Genomic DNA, 21,082 nt, shown 5'->3' with positions numbered 1-21,082 from the left:
GAATCTGATTGAATGTTAAAAAGTATGTGTACACACAGAAGCCTTTTCAGAGTGCTAAAAACACCCCTCCTCCCGACAAAATGCCGTCGGGATACTCCCCTCGAGGGGAAAATTTCTCAGAGTCCTCGAACTTTAACGTCCCATCAAATAGATGCCGGTCTACAACGTAAACTCGATGGTATCTTCTTCTGAAGAGAACCGGTACGGATCCAGCCGGGCCGCCATTGTGCGGAAAGACTCTGCCTCCTCTTTATCACCGGTTTGTGAATAAAGTTCTCCGGCCAGATAGAAAAGGTCGGGACTGGCCGGGTAACGGTCCAGCATTTTGGTGAGTATTGGAGCTGCCTGCTCAGTCTCTTTATCGGCAACATGAATTTTTAAGCGGAACAGATCAAATATGGGATGTGAATTTCCGGCCTTGCTAAGATAGTGCTTACAGCGAGAGTAGATATTTTTTTCGAAATAGAAGTGTACAAATAAAATCAATAATGCCGGGGGCAGATCAAGCTCATCCAGTCTGTCTTCGAGCGTGCGGAGCAGTTCTCTTTCATCGGCAATAAGCAGTGCGGAAACAATGGTTAACAACTCTCTCTGATTCCATTCGGTACGTAAAATTTCGGTTTTTACTTCATCAGTCAGGTAATCCTGTACGATATGTATCCACTCAGATTCAGGTTCGAGTGGATTTTCCGGCATGCCAAGAAGCTCAAAACGATCGGGGTGCGGGCCTTGATTTGGCATCGAAAACTCAGGTTCTCCATCCCACTTCTCGAAGTATCGCTTTCTGTTTTGCCATTTAAGATGTGGAACGAGTTTCATTCCCATCATATCCATGGTCTTGCCATTTTGATGGGAGGCAGTAGCGCGATTGGCAACGTAAATTTTTTGATCCGAATCCAATATCTGAAAGCAGAAATCTTCCATATCGAAATGGCAGAGCCGGTACTCTTCATCAAACCGAATAGCGGACTGCTTTTTTACCATAAAGCAACAGCTTTCTACCACGTCGACATCAGAAATCTCCTCATCCGGAAGGTCTGAAGCGTGATCGCCGGTGTAACAAATGGGTGCCACGAGACCTGCGTCCTCATGATCTTCAAAAACCTTTATCAGTTTGGAAATACAATCTTCATCTGGAAGCAGATCATTGTGCACTACCAGGATATTTTCACCCTTTGCAGCTTCCAGTCCCTGATTAACAGACGCGCCAAATCCGCGATTATTTGGATTTGTGATCACATTAATGTTGAGAAAATTTTCTTTTTCAAGCTGATGGAGGTATTCAAATGTGTCGTCAATACTGGCATTGTCTATAACAATCAGCTCCGTTGATGCCGGGTCAGCTATCTGATCCAAATGAATCAACGTGTTTTCCAGGAGCCCCTTTCCCCTTCCGGTAGTCGGGATGATGATACTCAGCGATATATTCTTTGGTTTTTGGGGTTCACTTTTCTCGGTTTCTTCTTTGAAAAGTTCTGACTGAGGACGGGGACGCTTTTCCAGCTGATGAAGCGAGTGTTTTAATTCCGCTGCTTCAACGTGACGCCGAAGTTTTTCAAGAGATTGAATTTTAATTCGGAAAGCCTCGTAGTGATCCGGCTCCTTTTTCAGGAGTTTGTTTACGATATCCAGGGATTTATTGGCATCTCCCTGCATCAGAAGCTGACGCGCTTTTACTAAGAAATCATCATCAGTCTGAGCTATGCTTTCGTCTGATTTAATGTTCTTCAGAAGATCTATTAAAACCTGTTGCTCTTTTTTGCCGTCTGCAATGCGTAATGCTGAAAAAAGAAACTCGCGAAGGTCGGATGCTGAAGCATGAACTGGCTGATTTTCTGAGACAACAAAGAACGGATCGGTTTGATGCCATGCATTATGCTGATGTAATCTTAAGGCAAGTTCAGCGCCGTGCAGATTTTGAAGGTGCTGATTGAAGAAGAATTCAGAATTTTTCAACACACTGCGATTCCAGATCAGACAGCTGTCTAATGGCAAATCTCCTTCAGCGGCAGCTTTAATCCACTCTTCGGGAGTTTGCGGCAAAGAATAATCCAAAATCCAGATACCCGCAGGATCGGACTTAAACTTTCGGATAGCTTCCGAGAGAAGAGATTCATTTAAACGGTCGGCCTGCAGGGGTGCCCAGATCAGTGGTGCCGTGGACTCCAGAAGCCCTTCATTCAGAGAATTTCCGCGTCCGGTGAAAGATTCATGTTCAAAAAGATAAACCCTGTCGCTGTTAGCTGTATTTAGCGTCTGATGGATGAATTGAGAGGTCTCAATATCAGCGGCATCATTAATTATAATAACCTCAATACCGGGTATGCCAAATTCGGTCGTTTTGGTAAGAAGGTCTTTAAAATGCGCCTTCCGGGCATGTGTGGTAAGTATTACTGAAAGCTGAACCTTATCTTGCATCATGAATTTGTTTTAGACAATATACAAGATGATTGGGGCGGAAAAAAAGTGAGATTAAACTGTTTTAACAGAGGAACATAAATACCTCTTTAACGATCAAAATGTTGGCATTTGTAGGTGTTTTCAGTAACCTAAGAGCGAACAAAATTATACGGTGGTTTTCATGAAAAAATTAAGTTACCTGCTGATTATATCGTTTTTTCTCATCTCGTGTAACTCTTCACAAAAGATGCTGGAACGTGGTCAATACGACCGGGCAATTGATCGAGCCACAGAAAAATTGATGAAGAAACCTAACAACTCGAAAGAGCTGAGTGTTTTAAAGGAGGCTTATGAATTGGCCAATATGTTCGACAAGGAGCGAATTGAGTTCCTGGAACTGGAAGGCCGGGAAGAGAGCTGGGTTGAAATTTATGAGCTCTATGAGCAGCTGAACTGGAGGCAGAACAAAGTTCGCAGATTGCCATCGCAAATCCGGAATGAATTTACTTTCTACAATTATGACAATGAAATTGTAGAATCAAAAATGGCCGCTGCAGAGGTGTCATATGAACGAGGAGTCGACTACCTGGAGCGCGGAGACAAAATGAGCGCAAGGCAGGCTTACAACGAATTTGAAAGGGCCGCGCAGATCTATCCGGGTTACGAAGATGTAGATCAAAAACTGTATGAAAGTCATCAACTTGGGATGAACCATGCTCTCTACTTTATTGAAAATAATTCCGGTATGGTGCTGCCTGAGTTTTTCGATGTTGAGATGAAAAAGACCACACTCAAAGATCTGAACACACACTGGTTAAACTTTGATACCTACGAAAATGAAAATATTGAGTACGACTATTTTCTGGTGCTGAATATTACGGAGATCGCTTATTCACCCGAAACCGTTGAACGAAGAATCTACTCTGAAAGTCGTGAAATTCAGGACGGGTTGAGATATGAACTGGATGAAGACGGTAATGTGAAAAAGGATTCAACCGGGACAGATATCCGGGTGCCAAATATGGTTACGGTAACTGCCGAGATCACAGAGTCGGAGCAGAAAAAAACAGCATTCGTTGCCGGTTCTCTCGATATATATGATCTGAGATCGGATCAGCTTCTGCGTACAGAATCCGCTTCGGTGGAGGCCGTATTTCAACATCGATACGGCGAGTTTAGCGGGAACAGAAAGGCACTCTCTGAAGAGACAGAGGAAATTATTGGCGGACGCGCAGTGCCTTTTCCGGGGAATGAGCAGATGCTGATGGATGCGACCGAACTGCTAAAGAACAGATCTAAAACGGTGATATCCAGAAACCGGCGCCTGCTGGAGAATTGATTTAATCAATGGTGGTTTAAGTCCCCCTTCGAAGGGGGAGACTTCTTAATAAAAACATAGTTTATCAAGAAATTATGGATTTTAGATTGATACCCTGGCTTTGCTCCGAGGCAGTTTATCTCAGTTAACAAATGATAAAAGAATATTACACACTTTTGATTCGGTGAGGCAATTATGAAGTATCGATACTTTTTTGTGCTTCTTTTACTGTTATTCTCGCTTTTTATATCGTGTGAGGACGTGGCCGATAATAGCTGCTCCGGGGTAGTTTGTGACGCCCCGATGTATGCGATCGGTTTAGATTATATGGACGCAGAGTCAGGTGAAAGCCTGATTTTTGGTGAGGATCCACCCTATTCCATTGACGATCTATCTGCAGTAAGTTTGGAAACGGACCGGGAATATTTTGTTACTGCCGACAGTTCATTTACGGATAAAAAGATTGCTCTGATATATGGATCAGTATCAGATGTTATTAAGCTTACCTTGGGAGATCTTTCAACAGACACATTGCATATTAATACCCTCTTTCGTGATGTAGGATGTTGTGGAGAAATAGTGCTGACGGACGTTCAGTTCAACGATAAGACTGTCTGCACGGATTGCGAAGCGATTCCGGTTGTGGAAATCTTAAAATAGCGTAAGTTTGAGATATGAAATTGACGCCAAAAAGTCCATCTTCGACTTGTCTTCCATAGCTTTAGCGAAGGGAGAAGGGGGAAGAGCCCCGAAAGCTTTCAGGGCGAGGGGGATGATCTGATGGTCTCAGGTTTGTCTTGAAAATTCATTATGTATCTTTGAATCCACTACTTTTCATTCCCCAGAAAAAGGTAGACACTCTTTGCAAATTCTTATCTCGAACTCACGTTAAAATAAATTTACTGAATCAGGATTAGCAGAAGCTGTGTCGGGTTCAGAAATCTGAAGCAAAGAGTCCGGCAAATCTATATCGATCAGCTCCTTGTCTTCATTTATATTTTCCGCGTTACTGCTGTCTGAAGAAGCGGTGTCTGGTTTTTCTGATGTCAGATACATGTCCATATCAAATTCAGTTTCTAACAGTAAGGGATCAATATCATCAAATTCATCGGGAGTTTCTTCCGGTTCCTCCGGTTGATAGTAAGCGATACCGCTCAGCTGAGTCATTTGCCGCAGAATCCATAAGCTTCTTTCCTGTGCAAAGGGTGAAGGCGGCTCAACTCTCATCCGTTTTGGGCTGGGAAGTACGGCTGCAAGCCGGGAAGCCATTTCAGGTGTAAGTTCCGAGGCTTTAATCCCCCAGAAATGATCAGCGGCTTTTCCGATACCGAAAATCCCGGGACCAAATTCGGCTATGTTCAGGTAGACTTCTAAAATTCTCTCCTTCGGCCAAAATAGCTCAATAAGAACCGTAATTCCGGCTTCAATGCCTTTCCTTAGGAACGATTGAGCCGGCGACAGATAAAGATTTTTGGCAACCTGCTGAGAAATCGTGCTGGCTCCGCGTGTCCGCTCCCCGCTCTGCATCTCCTCCCATGCCTCACGAATAGACTCCATGTCAAAACCATGATGATCCCAAAACAGCTGATCTTCTGAAGCAATCACGGCCCACTTCATCTGTTCAGGAATTTCATCACTGTTTACCCAGTATTCCCTGAGGTTATAGCGCTCTGCCTCGAGTTCAGACCAATTTTCCTGTAAAGTAAAACTAGTTGCAGAAGGGTTCACCCAGCGAAGTGTTATCAGGGATAACAGAAACACAAAAAACAGAGTTGCCGCAATTCCCAGCAACAGATAGAGATAAAACCTCCATTTTTTATAGAGCGGTTTATGATCTTGATCTGAATTTAGGTCCATGGGCATAGATATCCTCAAGTGTTGTCATAAATATAGCGTTTACAGTAACGCAGACAACCGGAAATAATGAGAATCAAGATCCAAAATGGATGGTAAAGCTGGATCCTTTCCCCGGTTCACTGTCAACTTCAATCCTGCCACCAAGACTTTCCACCTGATTTTTGGTAATGTAGAGCCCAATTCCCTTGGAGTTTTTATTGGAATGAAAAGTCTTATACATACCAAAAAGTTCATCGCTATGCTTTTTTAGGTCGAGCCCTATTCCGTTGTCAGAAACTGTTAGAATGGTGTCTTCCCCATTTTGACTTGCTGAAATTTCAACTTCAGGCTTACGGTCGGGATGGCTGTATTTGATAGCGTTGGAAATCAAATTTAGCAGAATACTTTCCAGGTAGGCGGGATTGTACTCTATCTCTAAATCTTCAGGAATCGACTCTTTAAACTTTACATTGTGAATCATTATTTCTGATGAGAGAATATCCTTCACATTTTGGAGGTTTTTATAAAGGTTGAGCGGCTTGAACTCCAGATTCGTATTGTACTGAGCGTCTACAATGTTATTTAAATCCTGAATGGTTTCGTTTAAACGGTCTGAGGCAGTGGCCAGATATCCCATAAAATCCTCCAGCTCCTGGTCTGAGTCAGCTTCTTCAATCAGGGAAAGGATCATGGTTATGTTACCGGCATGATTCCGAAGATTGTGAGATACGATATGTGCAAAATTCTGAAACCGGCTGTTTTGATGGCTGATGATATCAATCGTCTCTCTCAGTTCGTCCTGCTGATTTTTATTTTCTGTGATATCTTTTGTGATTCCAAACGTCCCGATAATCTCCCCTTCAGAATTATACATCGGAAACTTTGAGGTAGATGTCCATCTTACGCTTTTATCGTCAGAAAAAACCTCTTTTTCCTCTTTGTCGATAATGGGCTCGCCGGTCTTTAAAATCTCTTTTTCATCATCAAGAGCTGACTGAGCATGTTCATCTTCAAAAATATCAAAATCGGTTTTACCGATTGCTTCTCCGGGATGGTTGAGTCCAAATTTTCCGGAGCATGTTTTATTAATTCGAAGAAACCGGCTTTGCTGATCCTTAAAAAAGATGCTGTGTGGTAGATGATCCATCAATAGCTTCATCAGATAAGAATCATCTTCGAACGGTTTTTGGCTATGAAGTTTGATCTCTCCTGCTATCCGTTTGGGATTATGCAACTCTCCCGATATCTCAGCACTGCTAAACTCCCCTGCCTGACATTTAAGGGCGGTCTGAATTGAGAATGAGGATTTGTCCGGGTTCCGTAAAAGATCTTTTATTTCTTTTAAAAAAAGAGTGTAATGCTCCGGATCTATAAGGCTTTCCCAAAAGTGAAGAGGCGTGAGAAATACACTTTCAGTAAGCTCAAATTGATTCAGAAAACTCTTATCACAACTGATCTCTTGATCTTCTACATCCCAGACCCAATATGTTTGATTTATTAAATTCAATACTGGATGATTTTATATGGTAAACGTTGATAAAGTTAAGAAATTCTAATCAAATATTTTAGTTAGACGTTAAACCCTGAAAGCCATAAATAATCCGGCCCATTGTGAGGATTCCCCGGGCTGGATTTGCAAAGGTTTTTTAGTTTTTAAAAGAGATTGGACAGACGTGAAGTCGTACTCTTAAAATGGTCCTAAAATGATCCTGAACGTCAATTTTTATTCGTGATGAGAAGCTTTGGAATATCACGAAACCTTGGTCAATAAAAATTAGTGGGTCAAGATTCAGAGCAGCACGTTCAGCGATTTATTTGTCAAACAAATATAAAAGAGTAAAAAAAGTGAATATATTTATCTGTAGTGCAAAAGTTGTTAAAAGGCTCAAACTTAGAATACGCATCTCTAAGTATATCTAACTGCAACAGGTAAGAAGTCGGACAAAAACAGCACTACAAAGGCTTCGAAATAATTTAGTCAACACCTACTAACTAACTTACCATGAAGTACACACTATTCATTTTAGGCATAATAACAGGCAGTATGTTAATCATTTCGTGCAGTTCAGATCCTGAGCAGGCAACCGGAGGTACAGGTTCTGCTGAAGTATCCGAAGCAAAACTCGATTCTTTAATTAATCTCATGACACTTGATGAAAAACTAGATCTAATTCATGCCAGTTCATCCTTTACTTCAGGAGGAGTTCCCCGGCTTGATATTCCCGAGCTTGTCTTTTCTGATGGTCCGCATGGTGTGCGTCATGAGCACGGCCGCGGGTGGTATGCACTGGAAGATGCCGACGACGAAGCCACCTATCTTCCTGTCGGGATTTGCCTCGCATCTACATGGAACAAAGATCTGGGATATGATTATGGAGAAGTATTGGGAAATGAAGCCAAAGAGAGGGGTAAAAATGTGCTGCTTGGGCCGGGAATCAATATTATTCGCAGCCCTTTAAACGGGAGAAATTTTGAGTACCTCAGTGAGGATCCTTTTCTAACCGGAGTTATGGGAGTGGGTTACGTGAAAGGTTTGCAGGCACAGGGTGTGGCCGCCTGTCCCAAGCACTATACTGCCAACAATCAGGAAACGGACAGGCACAATATTGATGCTCTTATCAGTAAAAGAGCGCTTCACGAAATTTATCTCCCCGCCTTCAAAGCTGTCGTTCAGGATGGCGGAGCATGGAGTATTATGGGAGCATATAATAAAGTAAATGGGCAGTATACAACGCATCATGAATACCTTAACAGTACTGTATTAAAAGGTGACTGGGAATTTGACGGGGTTGTGGTTAGTGACTGGGCGTCGGTAAAAAACACACGTGAAGCCCTGCTGTATGGAACCGATATTGAGATGGGCACGGAACTGCTCAGAGACTTCAATAATCCTGTTTATGAAGAATTTTACCTGGCGAATCCAGCCAAAGAGATGATTGAAAACGGTGATGTTGATGAAAGCTTCGTGGATGATAAAGTGAAGCGTGTTCTTCGACTGATGTATCGGACCACAGCCCTTACCGACCACGGACCGGGAAAAAGAAATGTGACCGAACACCAGCAAAAAGCACTCGAAGTGGCTCGTGAAGGAATTGTACTGCTCAAAAACGATGGACTGCTTCCACTGGAAAAATCAGAGATTAAAACCCTGGCCGTGATTGGTCACAATGCCAACAGACTTTTTGCCGGCAGAGGAGGCAGTTCGCAGGTAAACGCCTTCTACGAAATCACTCCGCTTGAGGGAATACGAAATCTTGTGGGCGATGATGTTGAAGTGGTGTTTGCAGAAGGTTACGAACCCTATTATGATGAGAGTCTATTCAGGGGAGAAGGTGGCGATGCGGCTTCTCAGTCCAGAGAAAATCGAGAGGATGTAGAGCTCGCCCGGACGGCTAATGAAGACCTGATACAGGAAGCGGTTGCCCTTGCGGAAGAGGCGGATGCCGTTATTTTTGTAGGCGGATGGATTCACGGCCACGAAGGAATGCCCTGGGGTCAGGGAACATACGATGCTGAGGCACGTGATAAACTGAATTTGAAACTGATTTTTGGTCAGGAGGAGCTCATCCGGCAAATCAACAGCGTGAATGACCGAACGGCCGTTGTGCTGATGGGCGGCAGCAATGTTGAAATGGAAAACTGGCTGCCGGACACGCCCGCTTACCTGCACGCATGGTATCCCGGGATGGAGGGCGGAACAGCTATAGCAGAAATACTTTTCGGTGAAGTAAATCCATCCGGAAAACTGCCTATGACGTTTGCCAATTCGCATGAGGATTATCCTTCGCACTCCATCGGTGAATTCCCCGGCGACGGAACCGTCGACTATGCAGAAGATATCTACGTGGGCTATAGATACTTTGATACACAAAATAAAGACGTATTCTTTCCTTTTGGTTTTGGACTGACTTATACAACCTTTGAATTTTCAGACCTTCAGGTTTCTAAACAAGACGATAAAGTGATGGTGGAGGCAACAGTCACCAATACCGGCGACCGGGAAGGTGCCGAGGTGGTTCAGATTTATGTTCATCATAAAGATCCTTCGGTTGACAGGCCCATCCGGGAATTAAAAGGTTTTGAAAAGGTAGATCTTGAGCCCGGCGCATCGGCTACCGTAAATATCGAATTGGATGAGTCGGCCTTTATGTACTACCATCCGGAAGATCTTAAATGGGTTCTTGAATCAGGCAGTTATGAAATACAGGTGGGCAACTCCTCACGTGATATTAAAATGAGGGAAGAGGTTATTTGGTGAGAAATTTGTTGAACTGGGTTATTTTAATTCAGATAACAAATGGGATCGTGGTTGCTATTGGCTAGTGATTTAATTCCAGGTCAATCTGTCTTCCTTCTTCAAGCGCCTTTTTATCCATTTCTGTGCCCACTGCTATACCGATAGCGATCCCAATAGGTAATCCCAATCCTAAATAGGCCATGCTCCCAAGACTAATTCCAAAAATGACGCCAAGTGGAATTCCGAATGCAGCCATACCAACTGCCAACCAAGTGTTTCGATAGTGATTTTTAGTCACGAGGTTATGTTTTTTCTCTATTAGCTTAATAATGTGAGATTGAGCTACTTTTATCTGTTTGCTCAACGCTTTGTTAGATTCCGAAACCGAATTAACCGGGTCAATTTCACTGTTAATAGATTCTACAGTTCCGGGGGGTAGTTCCCTGGCTCTTAATTCCATTAAAAGCTTGTTGAGTTGAGTAAAAGAAGCATACAGCTTTCCATGTTCGTTAATGCCCGGTCTATTTTTTAGTTCTTTAATATCCATCCGTCTTCACTATCTGTTTCGTATACATATCACTACTTGACTACTAAAAGTTGTACAAAACATTATCAAATTAGTATAAAAATCTACTGCGAATCTGAAAATTTTAAAAGAGATGCCTCATATTCTGTATTGCCAACCTTAATACGCGACTTCTACTGCCCCTCTCACACCAATCAGACTGTGCTATTTTTTTCGTAAGATATCAAACCAAACAGTCGATCCAGTCGAGCGCCATATGGATTAGCAGACCAAATCCGACTAAGTGTAGTACATACGCAAAGGGATGCCAACTCTGACCGTCAGCTTTTCTCCCCACAACCAGGGGAAGAATGAACAGTAAGGCGTAGATCACGATGGCGGGTATTGTATGCAACGGATGGAATCCGATTGAGCACCGAGTGGGATCGTAGATCGGGTCAGCCAGCAAGTGGTCTGCATCAACAATCATTGTAGCAATCATTATCAGTGTTGCATTGCGCCAGCGACTATAAAAGAAAACAAGGGCGACCAGCAGGGGTATAATAAAGTGCAATGCGATATGAATCATGCTTATCTAAAATGGTGAAGTTGGTGTAGTTATTTGACGCTTATACGGCCGGACTAATGACTTAGAACGATTACAGGCTGATTTTAAACATTATTATCAAGCAATTAAAAAAGGCGAGGTATGCCCACCTTCAAGCGTACCTTGAATTATTTGGGTACCGGTCTAATATTGGTTTACACAATCTTTAAAGTTTTGGATACTGGAATGCCGGATTTCAAAGTTTGATAAACTACACAACTTTTTAAAGCAGCTCTATATAGTGTATTTAAAATCTTTTTTCCTGCATTGTTTGAACCCAATTCAACCTCCATGTTCATTTTTTGAAATCCAACAGGGACCGATTTATCAAACATTAATGTACCGCGAACATCAACGCTGGCCTCGACCGACACTCTTGTATGCTCCAATTGAATTTCCAATTTATCAGCAATCATTCGTAATGTGCTTTCAAAACAGACGGCCAAAGCGGCACTTAAAATATCTCCGGGAGTTGAGTAATCGTGATCACCCCCTACAGCTCTGTGAAGTCCGGTTTTTAATGGTAGGTTTAACTCATCATTCATAAGAACTTTAGAGTGAAATGGATCGTCCAGGTTTTCACCTTCAACGACTGCTGAATCTATTATTGATGCTTTCTGTGGATCCTCCTCATATATTTCCTTTAGTTTTTTATGTCTTTTAGCAACTTCGGATTTTACATTTCGCAGGTTAAGCTTGTTGGCTAAATGTTTTGCCGAGAACTTTATATCATCTTTTTCCATAATAAATCTATTGATAGGTTAAATATGATTAGGAATTACATCCGTGCTTGATTTAAATATTATTCAGATAGGATTAACGCATATTTGTTTTGGCAGTGCAAGAACTCTTATTACTTATCAACTAACAAAAGACGATACTTAAAACCAAGAGGAACAATGAATTGGCGAAGTTTGTACAGTTAACGGGCTGGAAGCGGTACCGCGTGCCGGTTGATTTTGAAACCCAGCAACCAATGCGAATCCGTCTTCAGGAACTGCTGTTTAAATGGACGAATCTATGGAGCAAACATTTCTTGTAACAACTGGCGGCAACCATTTTCGTAAACATCCACTATTGTTAGCGTCGGGAATGATGGGGCATCAATTATTTACTAGAACCACCTGGCTGTTATCACTTTTCCAGATGCTGTTCATGGTGTCCCTGAAAATCTCAAATTTGTCGGGTGGAATTATTCCCGGAGTCATAACAATTTCACGGTAGTAGTGAAGTGTTCTCCCATCATCAGAAGGAGTGATTTTTGCGGAATAATTGCCAAATTCGAAGTCGAGAATTACGGAATCGGGGGCTGCCTCTATGGTAAAGCCCTCAGGAATATTAAAAGTGAGCTCATCAACGTCGTGGTACGCTTGCCTGATGTATACCGGCTGCTTACGGTCTTCATCTGCGGGAACATACGTTTGGCCTCTCTCCAGCAAGTTTGGATGAAACATAAGCCTGCTTCCCAATTTATTTGCAAAGGTTTCCACGTTTAAATTTAGTATCAACTCCGCAGACGGTTTTGCCGGATCGGCATTTGCACTGTACTCTTGCATCTCATAAAGGCTGAAAGGAAGTAAATTGCGTATATAACGGTCTTGCTGAATGGTGGACTCTCTCATGAGTTGTCGAATATGTTCATGCTGTTTTCCGCCATACTCCGTTTTGATGGAGAGCGATGCCGTGCCATCGCTATTCAGTTTAACGGAGGCATTCCGTTTTTGGTAGTTTTGAGAAGGGGTTTGTTCCGGTGTTTCAACAAGTTCACCACCCGTTTCACTGAAAAGAAGGGCGTGCCGGTTGGAGTTTGAGGAGCCCAGATATCCCAGTGGAAAAGAGCTGCTCGTGGCCTCGGCCCAGATTGTTTCGCCTTCAAACTGAATGGCGATTACTGCGTGATTGAAAGGGTTATGTACAAATTCAGGATCAAATGGGAATGAAAACCCGCCGTTTCGAATAAGGGCAGGCCGCGCATCAAATCCTGCATAGCGCAACATCGCCAGCATGTAGTTAGAGAGGGCTTTACAATCACCATAAAGATTGCTTGCCGTAAATGCAGCGGTTTCAGTTTGGTATCCACCAATTCCAAGCTGGATACTAACGTACCGGGTTTTACTCTGAAGATGTGAATAAATAGCTTCGATCAGTTCCTTTGTTACACCGTGTTCAGCAATCATCCGGTCCACCGTCTGTTTTACCGCATCAGGGAGTTCATCACGGCCCTGCCAAAGATTTCCAAACCAACTTCCCAATGCCGACCAGGACTCCATATTTCCGGGATTTCCCTCCATTTCGAAATGGTTGGTCCTCATTACAACGGCCGGGAAAAGCCGAAACCATGGCGGCCCCATGACCTCTCTTTTTACGGCCGGTAAATCCGATAATTCCCAACGGTACCCTGACTTATAGTTTTCACGAAAAATGGATTCGCTGTCGTCAGGTAAATTAAATTTTCTGTACTCAAAACCGAGGGAGGCAGGATAAGAAACAATCAGCTCGCCAAACTCAAGCGCAGTCTTTTCCCTTGATATCGGGATCCATGCCGGAAGCTGAATAAATCCTGAATAGTCGATGTGGTAGCTATATTGAATCGTAAATGGATACTCGGGGTGTCTAAAATCTCCCTTTATAATCCTGGAATCTTCGGCGAGTGAAAAGCTCGATATGAGTGACTCGTCATCAAAATCCCTGTTTTTGATGGATCGTACCTCCTTGCCATCGGCGTCGTAAAGCGATCCTTTAATTTTACTTACTTCGGTAAAACTGTTGTAGGGAACACGGATTGAAGCATGAGCTAAACCGTCGGAATTGAGAATGGTAACCATTTTTTCAACGTACATACGTCCCTTACCGGGGCCATCAAGCTCAACCTTTCTGTGGTGCAGCCGAATGACTGCATCAGCATCTTCCAGCAGTTCCGGGCTGATAGATGAGACGGCGGGGTCACTATTCTGATAATTGGAAGTCTGTGCATCCGAATGAACAGGAAAGAAAAGCAAAATTATTATAAAAGCACCTGGAATAAAATGGTGTCCGTGCATCATAAAAATTCCTCGGTGGTTTAATTTCCGGATTGACCGGTTTCAGTTTCCATGAGGACTTCAGCTGAGTCATCCGTCTTTCGAAATACGATCTGCTGATTAAAAAACTCAGTCAGGAAAGCATAATAGTTTCTAAGATCGTCGTAACGGTCAGTATCAACCTCAATCTCATTATTAACGGTTACCAGCAGCATTTGAATGGTATTGCCGGATACTTCATGCACAAATGAAAATCCTGTTTTATCGGAGAATTGAGCTGAACTGTTTTCGGGTATTTCAACTATCTCATACCCTTCGGGAATAGTAAGGGTAGTTCTGACCTGTTTGTTAGTTCCATAATTAAACTCCACGGGAAAGTTTCTGTTTGGATTACTGAACGGGTTTTTTGAGATTCTGTCTTTGAAAAAGGGATTGATATAGATCATGTCGCCTGCAACTGTGGCATATTGGTCATTTACTATATCAGCATTTATGATAAGGGGTTTTGAAGAATCGTCGAGATTAAGCAGTTCAAATTCTTCAATTTCTGAACCGGGGGCATTCTCCAGATGATTCTCCTCCAGATAAGTCTGCTGATCTTCCTCTTCTGCCAGGTATCGGTGAACGATGGCATCATATCCATAATAGTTCGACCGCAGCTGGACTGAAAGTTTTCCCGTGCTATCAAGGTTAAGCACCGATGCTGTCCGAATCGAACTAAGGTTATCGGGGAGGATGTCGACAATCTTAGCATTATCCTCGCTCATTAAAAGACCGCTTCCGTTTATTGAAGATGGATTTAAGATGCCGAAGGGAATAATTTCATCAATAGGGTCGAGAAGTAAAATGGTATCATCGATCTGAAGAAGCACAATTGTGTGATTAAAAGATCGAGGTGTTGGATAGTTCCAGTCTACCTTGCCGTTCGATCTTGTACTGATAATCACCGGATCGGCTTGCAGCCCGGCGCTTCGAAGCATGCTTATCAGCAAAATAGCTTTATCGGAGGAGTTACCACTCAGATCTTCCAGGATTTTGTCAGCACGATCCGTTGTAGAAAGTCGGTATTTATTATTCCACTGAACGTTTTCTGCTACATAATTATAGATGGTGCGGGCTTTTTCCATTTCATCCTCAATGCCATCGATAACCTGTTCTGTTGACCTGCGAAGACTGCGCCTTGTTGTAATCGATTTGCCATAACTATATGAGTCCATCAGCTCATCTGCTATCTCATCCCAGTTACTCATGTAGCTCCGGTACAAACCCTCATTGTTTGTGTAGCCGGCAAGCTGGTATTTAACCTGGTTTTTATAATTGTCGAGTGATGTAACATAAGGTTCATCCCGGATTGCAGGAGCATCCTTGAGCACCGTTCGGAAAAACGTATAACTTGAACGCGAAGGTGCCAGATTATAATACCTTCTCATTCTATTTAAATACTCATCATCGTCATCTGTTTTCTCAAATGGCAGGTAGCCATAGTTATATGCGCTGTAATTCAGATAGTCGGGCACCAGTACACGGTACTCACTGTGCAGAGTTGGCGAACTGTGCTGGAACGTCCAGCCCGGCAGAGCTGCAGGATTTGAGTAAATAATCTCATATTCGTACTCTATGATAGACCCGGGCTCCAGTGCCGGAAATGTAAAAGAGGTCGTCTCCCAATTGTCGCTGTTTTCAGTAAAAATGTTATCCTTCTCTACTTCTATTTTTACAGTTTCACCATCAGCACCCCTGTTTATGGTTTGAGCCGATATGTTCCTCAACTGCTGAACTGATCGGTCATCGTAAACAGAAATTTTAATCTCGGTATAGTCAGATTGATCGGGGTTCAGAATCTTTACCCGCTTATGCCGTTTGTGGATGATCTCGATATTTTTGTCGACATAGGATTCACCGAGATCGAAAAGAATGATTGAGTGAGCGTTTTCATCATTTTCAAATGAGTTGATCTCCCACTGTTCAAGTGATACATCTCCCCACTCCTGAACATATTGAGCCGAGGCCGGCCGATTTAAAAAGCACAGAATTAGTATTAGAAATAGTAGTTTTGCGCGCATGGTAACTCCCCCGTAAAATAGCTTTGATTTTCAAAGATTATATATATTTAAAATTAAAAATGCCAAGCCGGAGTGGTCGATACGCCGGTTACGGCGATATAAAGTATTGATATTTAATACCTTGAAAATGTTAAGTTGCTTGGACTGCAGGGCTTTCAACCTTGAATTCAAACAAAAAAAGCTTGCAGATTTGCAGGAAAGAATTTGTCTGACTTCCGGCGGATGTTTGGACGCCGGTAGTATCAGCTATGGATCAAAAACCGGCCGGCCAGTAGATTTCCATGGCACGGAATAATGAATCTAAAAGAGGAAGCGTATGAATTATTGACGGTGGGTGAAGTATAGGGCTCTTGACAAATTATTTTTTAAAAGAGGTTATACGGCGCTCTGGCTGGATGATTGAACGAACGACCGGAAGCCTCCATATACCATCCGCTCAGCATCAAAAATTAATCTTTTAGGATCGGTTAATGGGGCGACTAACTCAGCCATCCTTTGGTCGTTGGGAACATTTTTGTTTGCTAAATCACGTGTCTCTTTCGAAGGAAACAAAACCCATCCAAATATAATTACTTCATGTTCTTTCAAATCCACTACTTCAGCGAAAGAACGTGTGCCTTCCAATTTTAAATCTTCTCCGACATACTCGAAGTAAGCAAGCGCACCATATTCTTTCCAAATTTCAGCTACTTTTTCAGCCACACTTTTGTATTCGTTCAAGTGAATTCGTGGAACCGGAAGTATAAATCCGTCAATATATTGTGTCATGTAACACCTCAAATCTTGTTGCTGAAGTTTATCTTAAGCCGTATAACGGCTTGGCGGTTGTTCGCCGGGGCTGGAAAGACGACCTTTGCCAATCAGTTGCTTACCGATCGCACGAACCGCTGGTTATGCTTTCCTCACTCTACGAGTTCAACTCTGAGCTTTTTCCCAAATGCCTGGGCATACTTCTCCAAAGTCGAAAGCCGTATATCTTCAGCATGGTTCTCGATTCGTGAGATGGCTGTTTTTTTCGTGTTCAATTGCTTGGCGAGTTCATCCTGGGTCAGTCCTGCTTCCTCACGGGCTTGCTTTAAAAGCACACCAATTTTAAAACTTCGAAATCCTTCGTCGTACCCCTCAGCAAATTCAGGGTCTCGTTTCTTCCTGTCACTGATATATGCTTGTAGATCACTCATTGTTTACCTCCTTTTCGAGACAGATAATCAGCCTTTCGCTGCTCTGCCAGTTTAATTTCCTTTTTCGGTGTTTTCTGTGATTTTTTGGAAAATCCATTCGTCAGGATAATAATTTCATCACCATCAACGAATCCAAGAATTCTGAAACTGTTCGATCCGATTCTTGCTCGAACCTCCCAAATATCATCTGTGCTTTTTAGTTTCTTAAAGTATTGAACCGGAACCTGATCCAGTCTTTCAACCAATTCAAGAACCCAGGTAACTTTCTGGGCATGCTTAGAACTCAGCGAGTCCAAAAACTCTTTTACGGGAACTTTGCCTGATTGGGTTTTATAGAATTTGATTTCTTTCACAGGATAAATGTTAACAATAATGTTAACTTAATCAAGCACTATTTTATTGTAAGAAGAGGAAGCATAACGGTTTGGCGGCTAAACGGCGAGGCGACCAACTTCCCTAAAGCCCCGAACCGCAAACTCGTCCGTTTGAGCCGCTGGTTATTTGACGATTAGTTTACGATAAAGAGTCCAAAATTGCTTTGGGTCTCTTTTCTGCAATCTTCAAAAGCACTTTCGCCGGACCCTGAGGCTTACGTCTTCCTTGTTCCCAATTTCGAAGAGTGCCAACACTGATTCCAAGCAGGGTAGAAAACTCCTGCTGGGTCATGTTGTACTTTTCCCGGATTGCAACAACATCAGGTTCTTCAATTGTTGAATATCTGGATGGTTCACGTTTACCTTTCCGAATGTCTCCGGCTTGCTTCACGCTTTCAAGTAATTCATTAAACATTTCATCATTCATGACAGCTGGTCCTCAACTAGTTGTTTCAGTTGCTTCAATTGATCTGCAGTGAGATCGTCCTTTTTGCTTTTCGGATACGCATAAAGCATATAAATTTGTTCATCCTCAGTGAAATAGTAATAAATCACTCGGATACCACCTCGTTTTCCACGTCCTGATCCAGACCATCTTATCTTTCGGATTCCACCGCTTCCTTTAATAATGTCACCAGACTCTGGACGGACTGACAAATGCAATTGAAGCAGGTGATATTCTTTATCACTAATAAGTTTCTGAATCAGTTTTGTGAAAATGGATGTTTCAAAAAATTCCATTTGATAACGGTATGTTTTCTACAAAAGTACGTCAATGGCGTATAATCTGCAAATGAGGAATCAAATGTGGTTTTAAGAAGATACTGAAGAGGAGATTAGGCAATTAACGGTTTGGCAAATAAGCGGCGTGTCTAAGTAATTAAATGTAAGTAACTAACCGCAAACGTGTCCGCTTGATTTGCTTTGTTAACTGGCCGGTTTTAGTAATGTATCTGAATTTCTTCTTCGTTGATTTCTATCACTGAATTTTTTCATCAAAAAGCGATTTTAATGTTTCCAGATTTTTCTCAAATAATCTAATCAGGTCACGGTTATTGATGTTTCCGGTAGAAACAGTTAACAGTTTCTTGGGACTTTCATCCAAAATATAATTATCGAGAAAATCACTATCCTTTGAAATCACAATACGATCTTCGCCACCTGCAAATCTGATGATTTCAGTGTCAGGAGTTGCATTCATTCTGGGTAGATCCAACGTATGTTTTGACTCAATTTCATGAGCTAACAAGAACTCAGAAAGACGTTTGAGTAGATGAGCATCAACAAGAACTCTCACTGGACAACTTTTTGCGATTTCTTAGTTCGCGATAATTGAGCAGCATATTCAAGACAGGCCAACAGATCTTCTCTCTCCAAATCCGGATAATCAGCCAATAATTCATCAATACTCATATCCGAAGCTAATAAATCCAGCATGGTGTCAACCGGGTAACGTAATCCACGGATTGTCGGTTTGCCGTGACAAATATCCGGCTTTTTTGTAATTCTATTTAATAAATTTTGGCTCATAATTCATTTGATTGATTGTGAAAATGTACACAATCACTAAACGATCAACAACTATTGAAGGTATATCACTATTTTTTGTGGATTAGGACAATTAACGGTTTGGTAATTCTGTTGCGGGGCGATCAAATATAAAGTCGAGCAACCAACGTGAACCCGTTAGCAGGAATTGCTTGTGTGTGCCCGGCATGGGTGCCTTTGGCTTACAGGAATGTAAGTCAATAATCTTGAGGGTGAAAGTCCCTTATGGGCAGGGGTGACGCCTTGAACCATTAGTAAGTCGCAAGGGCGTTGCGGGTAACCGCAAGTCTGAAGGAAGCGAAACTGCAAACTCCGGTCCTGACGAACAGGAATCGTATAAGAGGCGTAGTGAGCTGGATGAGTCCCGAGCAGTCGGGATGATGTCCAGAACACCGAAAGGTGATAGCTCGCTGCGTAGATACGGCAGGCATCGGAGGAAAGAAGGCACTCTTACCCGGGGAGATCCTGGCTGCATGTAGAGCCAGGAAGTCAGCCAAGGCCATAGTATTCCGGCATTGCCGGAAGAAGGGCTGAACATCAATCTTCCTGAAATTGAGTCGGGAGTAGTTGCTACGTTACGGATAGTTTTCCAGTAGCACTATAGCCCGGTACGAAAGTAAGGGATAGTTTCAACCGGTGAAAAGAGCGGTTGAGGTGATGGTTGGTGAACCGCCGTATACGCGAATCCTCGGTACGTACGGTGGTGTGAGAGGCGCACCGTGGGCTTATTGCCTACGGCCGTCTACTCGATTATACTGCATGTATTAGTTTATAGAGCAAAATCTTCAGGATGGATAGCGATGCTAGGAAATTCACGGAGAATCTTTTTGTCAAATGTTACTAATGGCACATTTAAATCGTCAGCTAATGCTACAAATTCACAATCATACGCCGAACATGAAGAATCTGAAACAAGACTCATAACCTGTGTTGAGTTTACGTCGAATTCATTGGTATCCATTAGTTGTTCGGCTTCTTCTGTTGCTTGCAATACAACCGAGAATTCTAAAATATCCTTCCTTAGATATATCGATAATACATTTCTAAATTCAGATCGCCAGAGAAGAGGGGCAACCCAATCATCATCTTTCTTAAGTACCTTATAAACCCATTCATCCATATCGTTTGGCACCCACATGCTGGCAATTACATTAGTATCGACGACAATCATGGACGCCCTTGATCAATTGCTTGTTGAATTTCATCCATAGAGAGAGAGCCTTTTGCCTTTTGTTTAAGTTTTTTTGCACGAGTTATAACTTGATCAGGATCTCGACGATTACTTTGTACTAACTTTTTCAAATAAACAATCACTTCGCTGTTAATACTTCGGTGATGTAGATCGGCCTGTTTTTTAATTTTCGCATACACCTCATCGGGAATATCCCGGATTGTAATATTTGTAGCCATGACAAATGAATTTAATTTAGTTTCATAATGAAACTATGAAGAAAAGACGATTATTACAACTAAAAGCAGTATAACGCGTCTCGCAGCGTTTGGCTGCGTGGCGACCAGTGCAAGAATATAAGCAACTAATACGCCTACACGGTCAGTCAGTGAAACGCTTGTGTGTGCCCGGCATGGGTGCCTTTGGCTTACAGGAATGTAAGTCATTAATCTTGAGGGTGAAAGTCCCTTATGGGCAGGGGTGACGCCTTGAACCATTAGCAAGTCGCAAGGGCGTTGCGGGTAACCGCAAGTCTGAAGGAAGCGAAACTGCAAACTCTGGTCCTGACGAACAGGAACCGTATAAGAGGCGTAGTGAGCTGGATGAGCAAGCACATCATTGTGATGTCCAGAACACCGAAAGGTGATAGCTCGCTGCGTAGATACGGCAGGCATCGGAAGAAAGAAGGCACTCTTACCCGGGGAGATCCCACGCCTGTGGTGTGGGAAGTCAGCCGACGTCATAGTAGTCCCAACTGGCTGGTTGGGATGAAGGACTGAATGTTACCAGGCATCCGATGGAGGCCAGAGTTCGGGCTCGCCA

Annotated in this window: 21 protein-coding genes; 4 read left to right on the top strand and 17 right to left on the bottom strand. The window is 42.7% G+C overall.

Features of this window, described 5'->3' with window-relative positions; all coding sequences use genetic code 11:
- Positions 1-159 precede the first annotated feature (159 nt).
- Complete coding sequence (locus U5K35_RS00495; protein ID WP_322569511.1) at positions 160-2,421, bottom strand: glycosyltransferase; 2,262 nt, start codon at positions 2,419-2,421, stop codon at positions 160-162.
- 160 nt (positions 2,422-2,581) lie between these two features.
- Between U5K35_RS00495 and U5K35_RS00490 the strand changes: the two genes are divergently transcribed.
- Complete coding sequence (locus U5K35_RS00490) at positions 2,582-3,739, top strand: hypothetical protein (RefSeq protein WP_322569510.1); 1,158 nt, start codon at positions 2,582-2,584, stop codon at positions 3,737-3,739.
- A gap of 174 nt (positions 3,740-3,913) precedes the next feature.
- On the top strand, positions 3,914-4,378 hold the full coding sequence (locus tag U5K35_RS00485; protein ID WP_322569509.1) for a hypothetical protein: 465 nt from the start codon (positions 3,914-3,916) through the stop codon (positions 4,376-4,378).
- Between the two features lie 228 nt (positions 4,379-4,606).
- Here U5K35_RS00485 and mtgA read toward each other — a convergent pair whose 3' ends face one another.
- Both mtgA and U5K35_RS00475 read right to left on the bottom strand, forming a co-directional pair.
- Positions 4,607-5,575 carry a monofunctional biosynthetic peptidoglycan transglycosylase gene (mtgA, locus tag U5K35_RS00480; RefSeq protein ID WP_322569508.1) on the bottom strand — a complete coding sequence of 323 codons (969 nt, stop codon included), beginning with the start codon at positions 5,573-5,575 and terminating at the stop codon, positions 4,607-4,609.
- 73 nt (positions 5,576-5,648) lie between these two features.
- Positions 5,649-7,061, bottom strand: a complete 1,413-nt coding sequence (locus tag U5K35_RS00475; RefSeq protein ID WP_322569507.1) for a PAS domain-containing sensor histidine kinase — start codon at positions 7,059-7,061, stop codon at positions 5,649-5,651.
- Between the two features lie 495 nt (positions 7,062-7,556).
- Between U5K35_RS00475 and U5K35_RS00470 the strand changes: the two genes are divergently transcribed.
- Positions 7,557-9,812: a beta-glucosidase family protein gene (locus U5K35_RS00470; protein ID WP_322569506.1), complete on the top strand. Its 2,256-nt coding sequence runs from the start codon at positions 7,557-7,559 to the stop codon at positions 9,810-9,812.
- Positions 9,813-9,873: 61 nt separating this feature from the next.
- On the opposite strand, the gene U5K35_RS00465 is transcribed toward U5K35_RS00470, so the two are convergent.
- The 14 genes from U5K35_RS00465 to U5K35_RS00400 all read right to left on the bottom strand — a co-directional run bounded on the left by U5K35_RS00465 (position 9,874) and on the right by U5K35_RS00400 (position 20,499).
- Entirely contained in the window at positions 9,874-10,338 is a 465-nt protein-coding gene (locus tag U5K35_RS00465; RefSeq protein ID WP_322569505.1) for a hypothetical protein, read from the bottom strand.
- A gap of 202 nt (positions 10,339-10,540) precedes the next feature.
- On the bottom strand, positions 10,541-10,885 hold the full coding sequence (locus U5K35_RS00460; RefSeq protein WP_322569504.1) for a DUF6122 family protein: 345 nt from the start codon (positions 10,883-10,885) through the stop codon (positions 10,541-10,543).
- 173 nt (positions 10,886-11,058) lie between these two features.
- A complete protein-coding gene (locus tag U5K35_RS00455; protein WP_322569503.1) occupies positions 11,059-11,646 on the bottom strand; it encodes an OsmC family protein in 588 nt (195 codons plus the stop codon).
- A gap of 360 nt (positions 11,647-12,006) precedes the next feature.
- A complete protein-coding gene (locus U5K35_RS00450) occupies positions 12,007-13,947 on the bottom strand; it encodes a DUF3857 domain-containing protein (RefSeq protein WP_322569502.1) in 1,941 nt (646 codons plus the stop codon).
- Between the two features lie 17 nt (positions 13,948-13,964).
- The gene (locus tag U5K35_RS00445; protein WP_322569501.1) at positions 13,965-15,986 is read right to left on the bottom strand and encodes a DUF3857 domain-containing protein; all 2,022 of its coding nucleotides are present in this window, start codon (positions 15,984-15,986) and stop codon (positions 13,965-13,967) included.
- A gap of 375 nt (positions 15,987-16,361) precedes the next feature.
- On the bottom strand, positions 16,362-16,754 hold the full coding sequence (locus tag U5K35_RS00440; protein ID WP_322569500.1) for a DUF1428 domain-containing protein: 393 nt from the start codon (positions 16,752-16,754) through the stop codon (positions 16,362-16,364).
- Positions 16,755-16,888: 134 nt separating this feature from the next.
- A complete protein-coding gene (locus U5K35_RS00435; RefSeq protein ID WP_101073841.1) occupies positions 16,889-17,167 on the bottom strand; it encodes a helix-turn-helix domain-containing protein in 279 nt (92 codons plus the stop codon).
- Positions 17,164-17,520 carry a type II toxin-antitoxin system RelE/ParE family toxin gene (locus U5K35_RS00430; RefSeq protein ID WP_322569499.1) on the bottom strand — a complete coding sequence of 119 codons (357 nt, stop codon included), beginning with the start codon at positions 17,518-17,520 and terminating at the stop codon, positions 17,164-17,166. The genes U5K35_RS00435 and U5K35_RS00430 overlap by 4 nt, the downstream gene beginning before the upstream one ends.
- 160 nt (positions 17,521-17,680) lie before the next feature.
- Complete coding sequence (gene nadS, locus U5K35_RS00425) at positions 17,681-17,968, bottom strand: NadS family protein (protein WP_322569498.1); 288 nt, start codon at positions 17,966-17,968, stop codon at positions 17,681-17,683.
- The gene (locus U5K35_RS00420; protein ID WP_322569497.1) at positions 17,965-18,282 is read right to left on the bottom strand and encodes a type II toxin-antitoxin system RelE/ParE family toxin; all 318 of its coding nucleotides are present in this window, start codon (positions 18,280-18,282) and stop codon (positions 17,965-17,967) included. The genes nadS and U5K35_RS00420 overlap by 4 nt, the downstream gene beginning before the upstream one ends.
- Before the next feature lie 238 nt (positions 18,283-18,520).
- Positions 18,521-18,838, bottom strand: coding sequence for a DUF5615 family PIN-like protein (locus U5K35_RS00415; protein WP_322569496.1), 318 nt, complete (start codon positions 18,836-18,838; stop codon positions 18,521-18,523).
- Positions 18,835-19,071 carry a DUF433 domain-containing protein gene (locus U5K35_RS00410; protein WP_322569495.1) on the bottom strand — a complete coding sequence of 79 codons (237 nt, stop codon included), beginning with the start codon at positions 19,069-19,071 and terminating at the stop codon, positions 18,835-18,837. The genes U5K35_RS00415 and U5K35_RS00410 overlap by 4 nt, the downstream gene beginning before the upstream one ends.
- 787 nt (positions 19,072-19,858) lie before the next feature.
- Positions 19,859-20,260: a type II toxin-antitoxin system VapC family toxin gene (locus U5K35_RS00405; protein ID WP_322569494.1), complete on the bottom strand. Its 402-nt coding sequence runs from the start codon at positions 20,258-20,260 to the stop codon at positions 19,859-19,861.
- Complete coding sequence (locus tag U5K35_RS00400) at positions 20,257-20,499, bottom strand: FitA-like ribbon-helix-helix domain-containing protein (RefSeq protein ID WP_322569493.1); 243 nt, start codon at positions 20,497-20,499, stop codon at positions 20,257-20,259. Before U5K35_RS00400 ends, U5K35_RS00405 begins: the two co-directional genes overlap by 4 nt.
- A gap of 363 nt (positions 20,500-20,862) precedes the next feature.
- Here U5K35_RS00400 and U5K35_RS00395 point away from each other — a divergent pair, with 363 nt between their 5' ends.
- Positions 20,863-21,039, top strand: a complete 177-nt coding sequence (locus U5K35_RS00395) for a hypothetical protein (RefSeq protein ID WP_322569492.1) — start codon at positions 20,863-20,865, stop codon at positions 21,037-21,039.
- Positions 21,040-21,082: the final 43 nt, after the last annotated feature.

Source organism: Rhodohalobacter sp., from assembly GCF_034521535.1.
Lineage (GTDB): Bacteria > Bacteroidota > Rhodothermia > Balneolales > Balneolaceae > Rhodohalobacter.
This window is presented reverse-complemented; position numbering and strand designations above follow the sequence as displayed.

Bases quoted from the DNA above. Each gene is read 5' to 3' on its own strand.
- U5K35_RS00495 (WP_322569511.1), bottom strand. From the start codon at position 2,421: ATGATGCAAGATAAGGTTCAGCTTTCAGTAATACTTACCACACATGCC.
- U5K35_RS00490 (WP_322569510.1), top strand. From the start codon at position 2,582: ATGAAAAAATTAAGTTACCTGCTGATTATATCGTTTTTTCTCATCTCG.
- U5K35_RS00485 (WP_322569509.1), top strand. From the start codon at position 3,914: ATGAAGTATCGATACTTTTTTGTGCTTCTTTTACTGTTATTCTCGCTT.
- mtgA (WP_322569508.1), bottom strand. From the start codon at position 5,575: ATGGACCTAAATTCAGATCAAGATCATAAACCGCTCTATAAAAAATGG.
- U5K35_RS00470 (WP_322569506.1), top strand. From the start codon at position 7,557: ATGAAGTACACACTATTCATTTTAGGCATAATAACAGGCAGTATGTTA.
- U5K35_RS00465 (WP_322569505.1), bottom strand. From the start codon at position 10,338: ATGGATATTAAAGAACTAAAAAATAGACCGGGCATTAACGAACATGGA.
- U5K35_RS00460 (WP_322569504.1), bottom strand. From the start codon at position 10,885: ATGATTCATATCGCATTGCACTTTATTATACCCCTGCTGGTCGCCCTT.
- U5K35_RS00455 (WP_322569503.1), bottom strand. From the start codon at position 11,646: ATGGAAAAAGATGATATAAAGTTCTCGGCAAAACATTTAGCCAACAAG.
- U5K35_RS00450 (WP_322569502.1), bottom strand. From the start codon at position 13,947: ATGATGCACGGACACCATTTTATTCCAGGTGCTTTTATAATAATTTTG.
- U5K35_RS00445 (WP_322569501.1), bottom strand. From the start codon at position 15,986: ATGCGCGCAAAACTACTATTTCTAATACTAATTCTGTGCTTTTTAAAT.
- U5K35_RS00440 (WP_322569500.1), bottom strand. From the start codon at position 16,754: ATGACACAATATATTGACGGATTTATACTTCCGGTTCCACGAATTCAC.
- U5K35_RS00435 (WP_101073841.1), bottom strand. From the start codon at position 17,167: ATGAGTGATCTACAAGCATATATCAGTGACAGGAAGAAACGAGACCCT.
- nadS (WP_322569498.1), bottom strand. From the start codon at position 17,968: ATGAATGATGAAATGTTTAATGAATTACTTGAAAGCGTGAAGCAAGCC.
- U5K35_RS00420 (WP_322569497.1), bottom strand. From the start codon at position 18,282: ATGGAATTTTTTGAAACATCCATTTTCACAAAACTGATTCAGAAACTT.
- U5K35_RS00410 (WP_322569495.1), bottom strand. From the start codon at position 19,071: ATGAGCCAAAATTTATTAAATAGAATTACAAAAAAGCCGGATATTTGT.
- U5K35_RS00405 (WP_322569494.1), bottom strand. From the start codon at position 20,260: ATGATTGTCGTCGATACTAATGTAATTGCCAGCATGTGGGTGCCAAAC.
- U5K35_RS00400 (WP_322569493.1), bottom strand. From the start codon at position 20,499: ATGGCTACAAATATTACAATCCGGGATATTCCCGATGAGGTGTATGCG.
- U5K35_RS00395 (WP_322569492.1), top strand. From the start codon at position 20,863: ATGAGCAAGCACATCATTGTGATGTCCAGAACACCGAAAGGTGATAGC.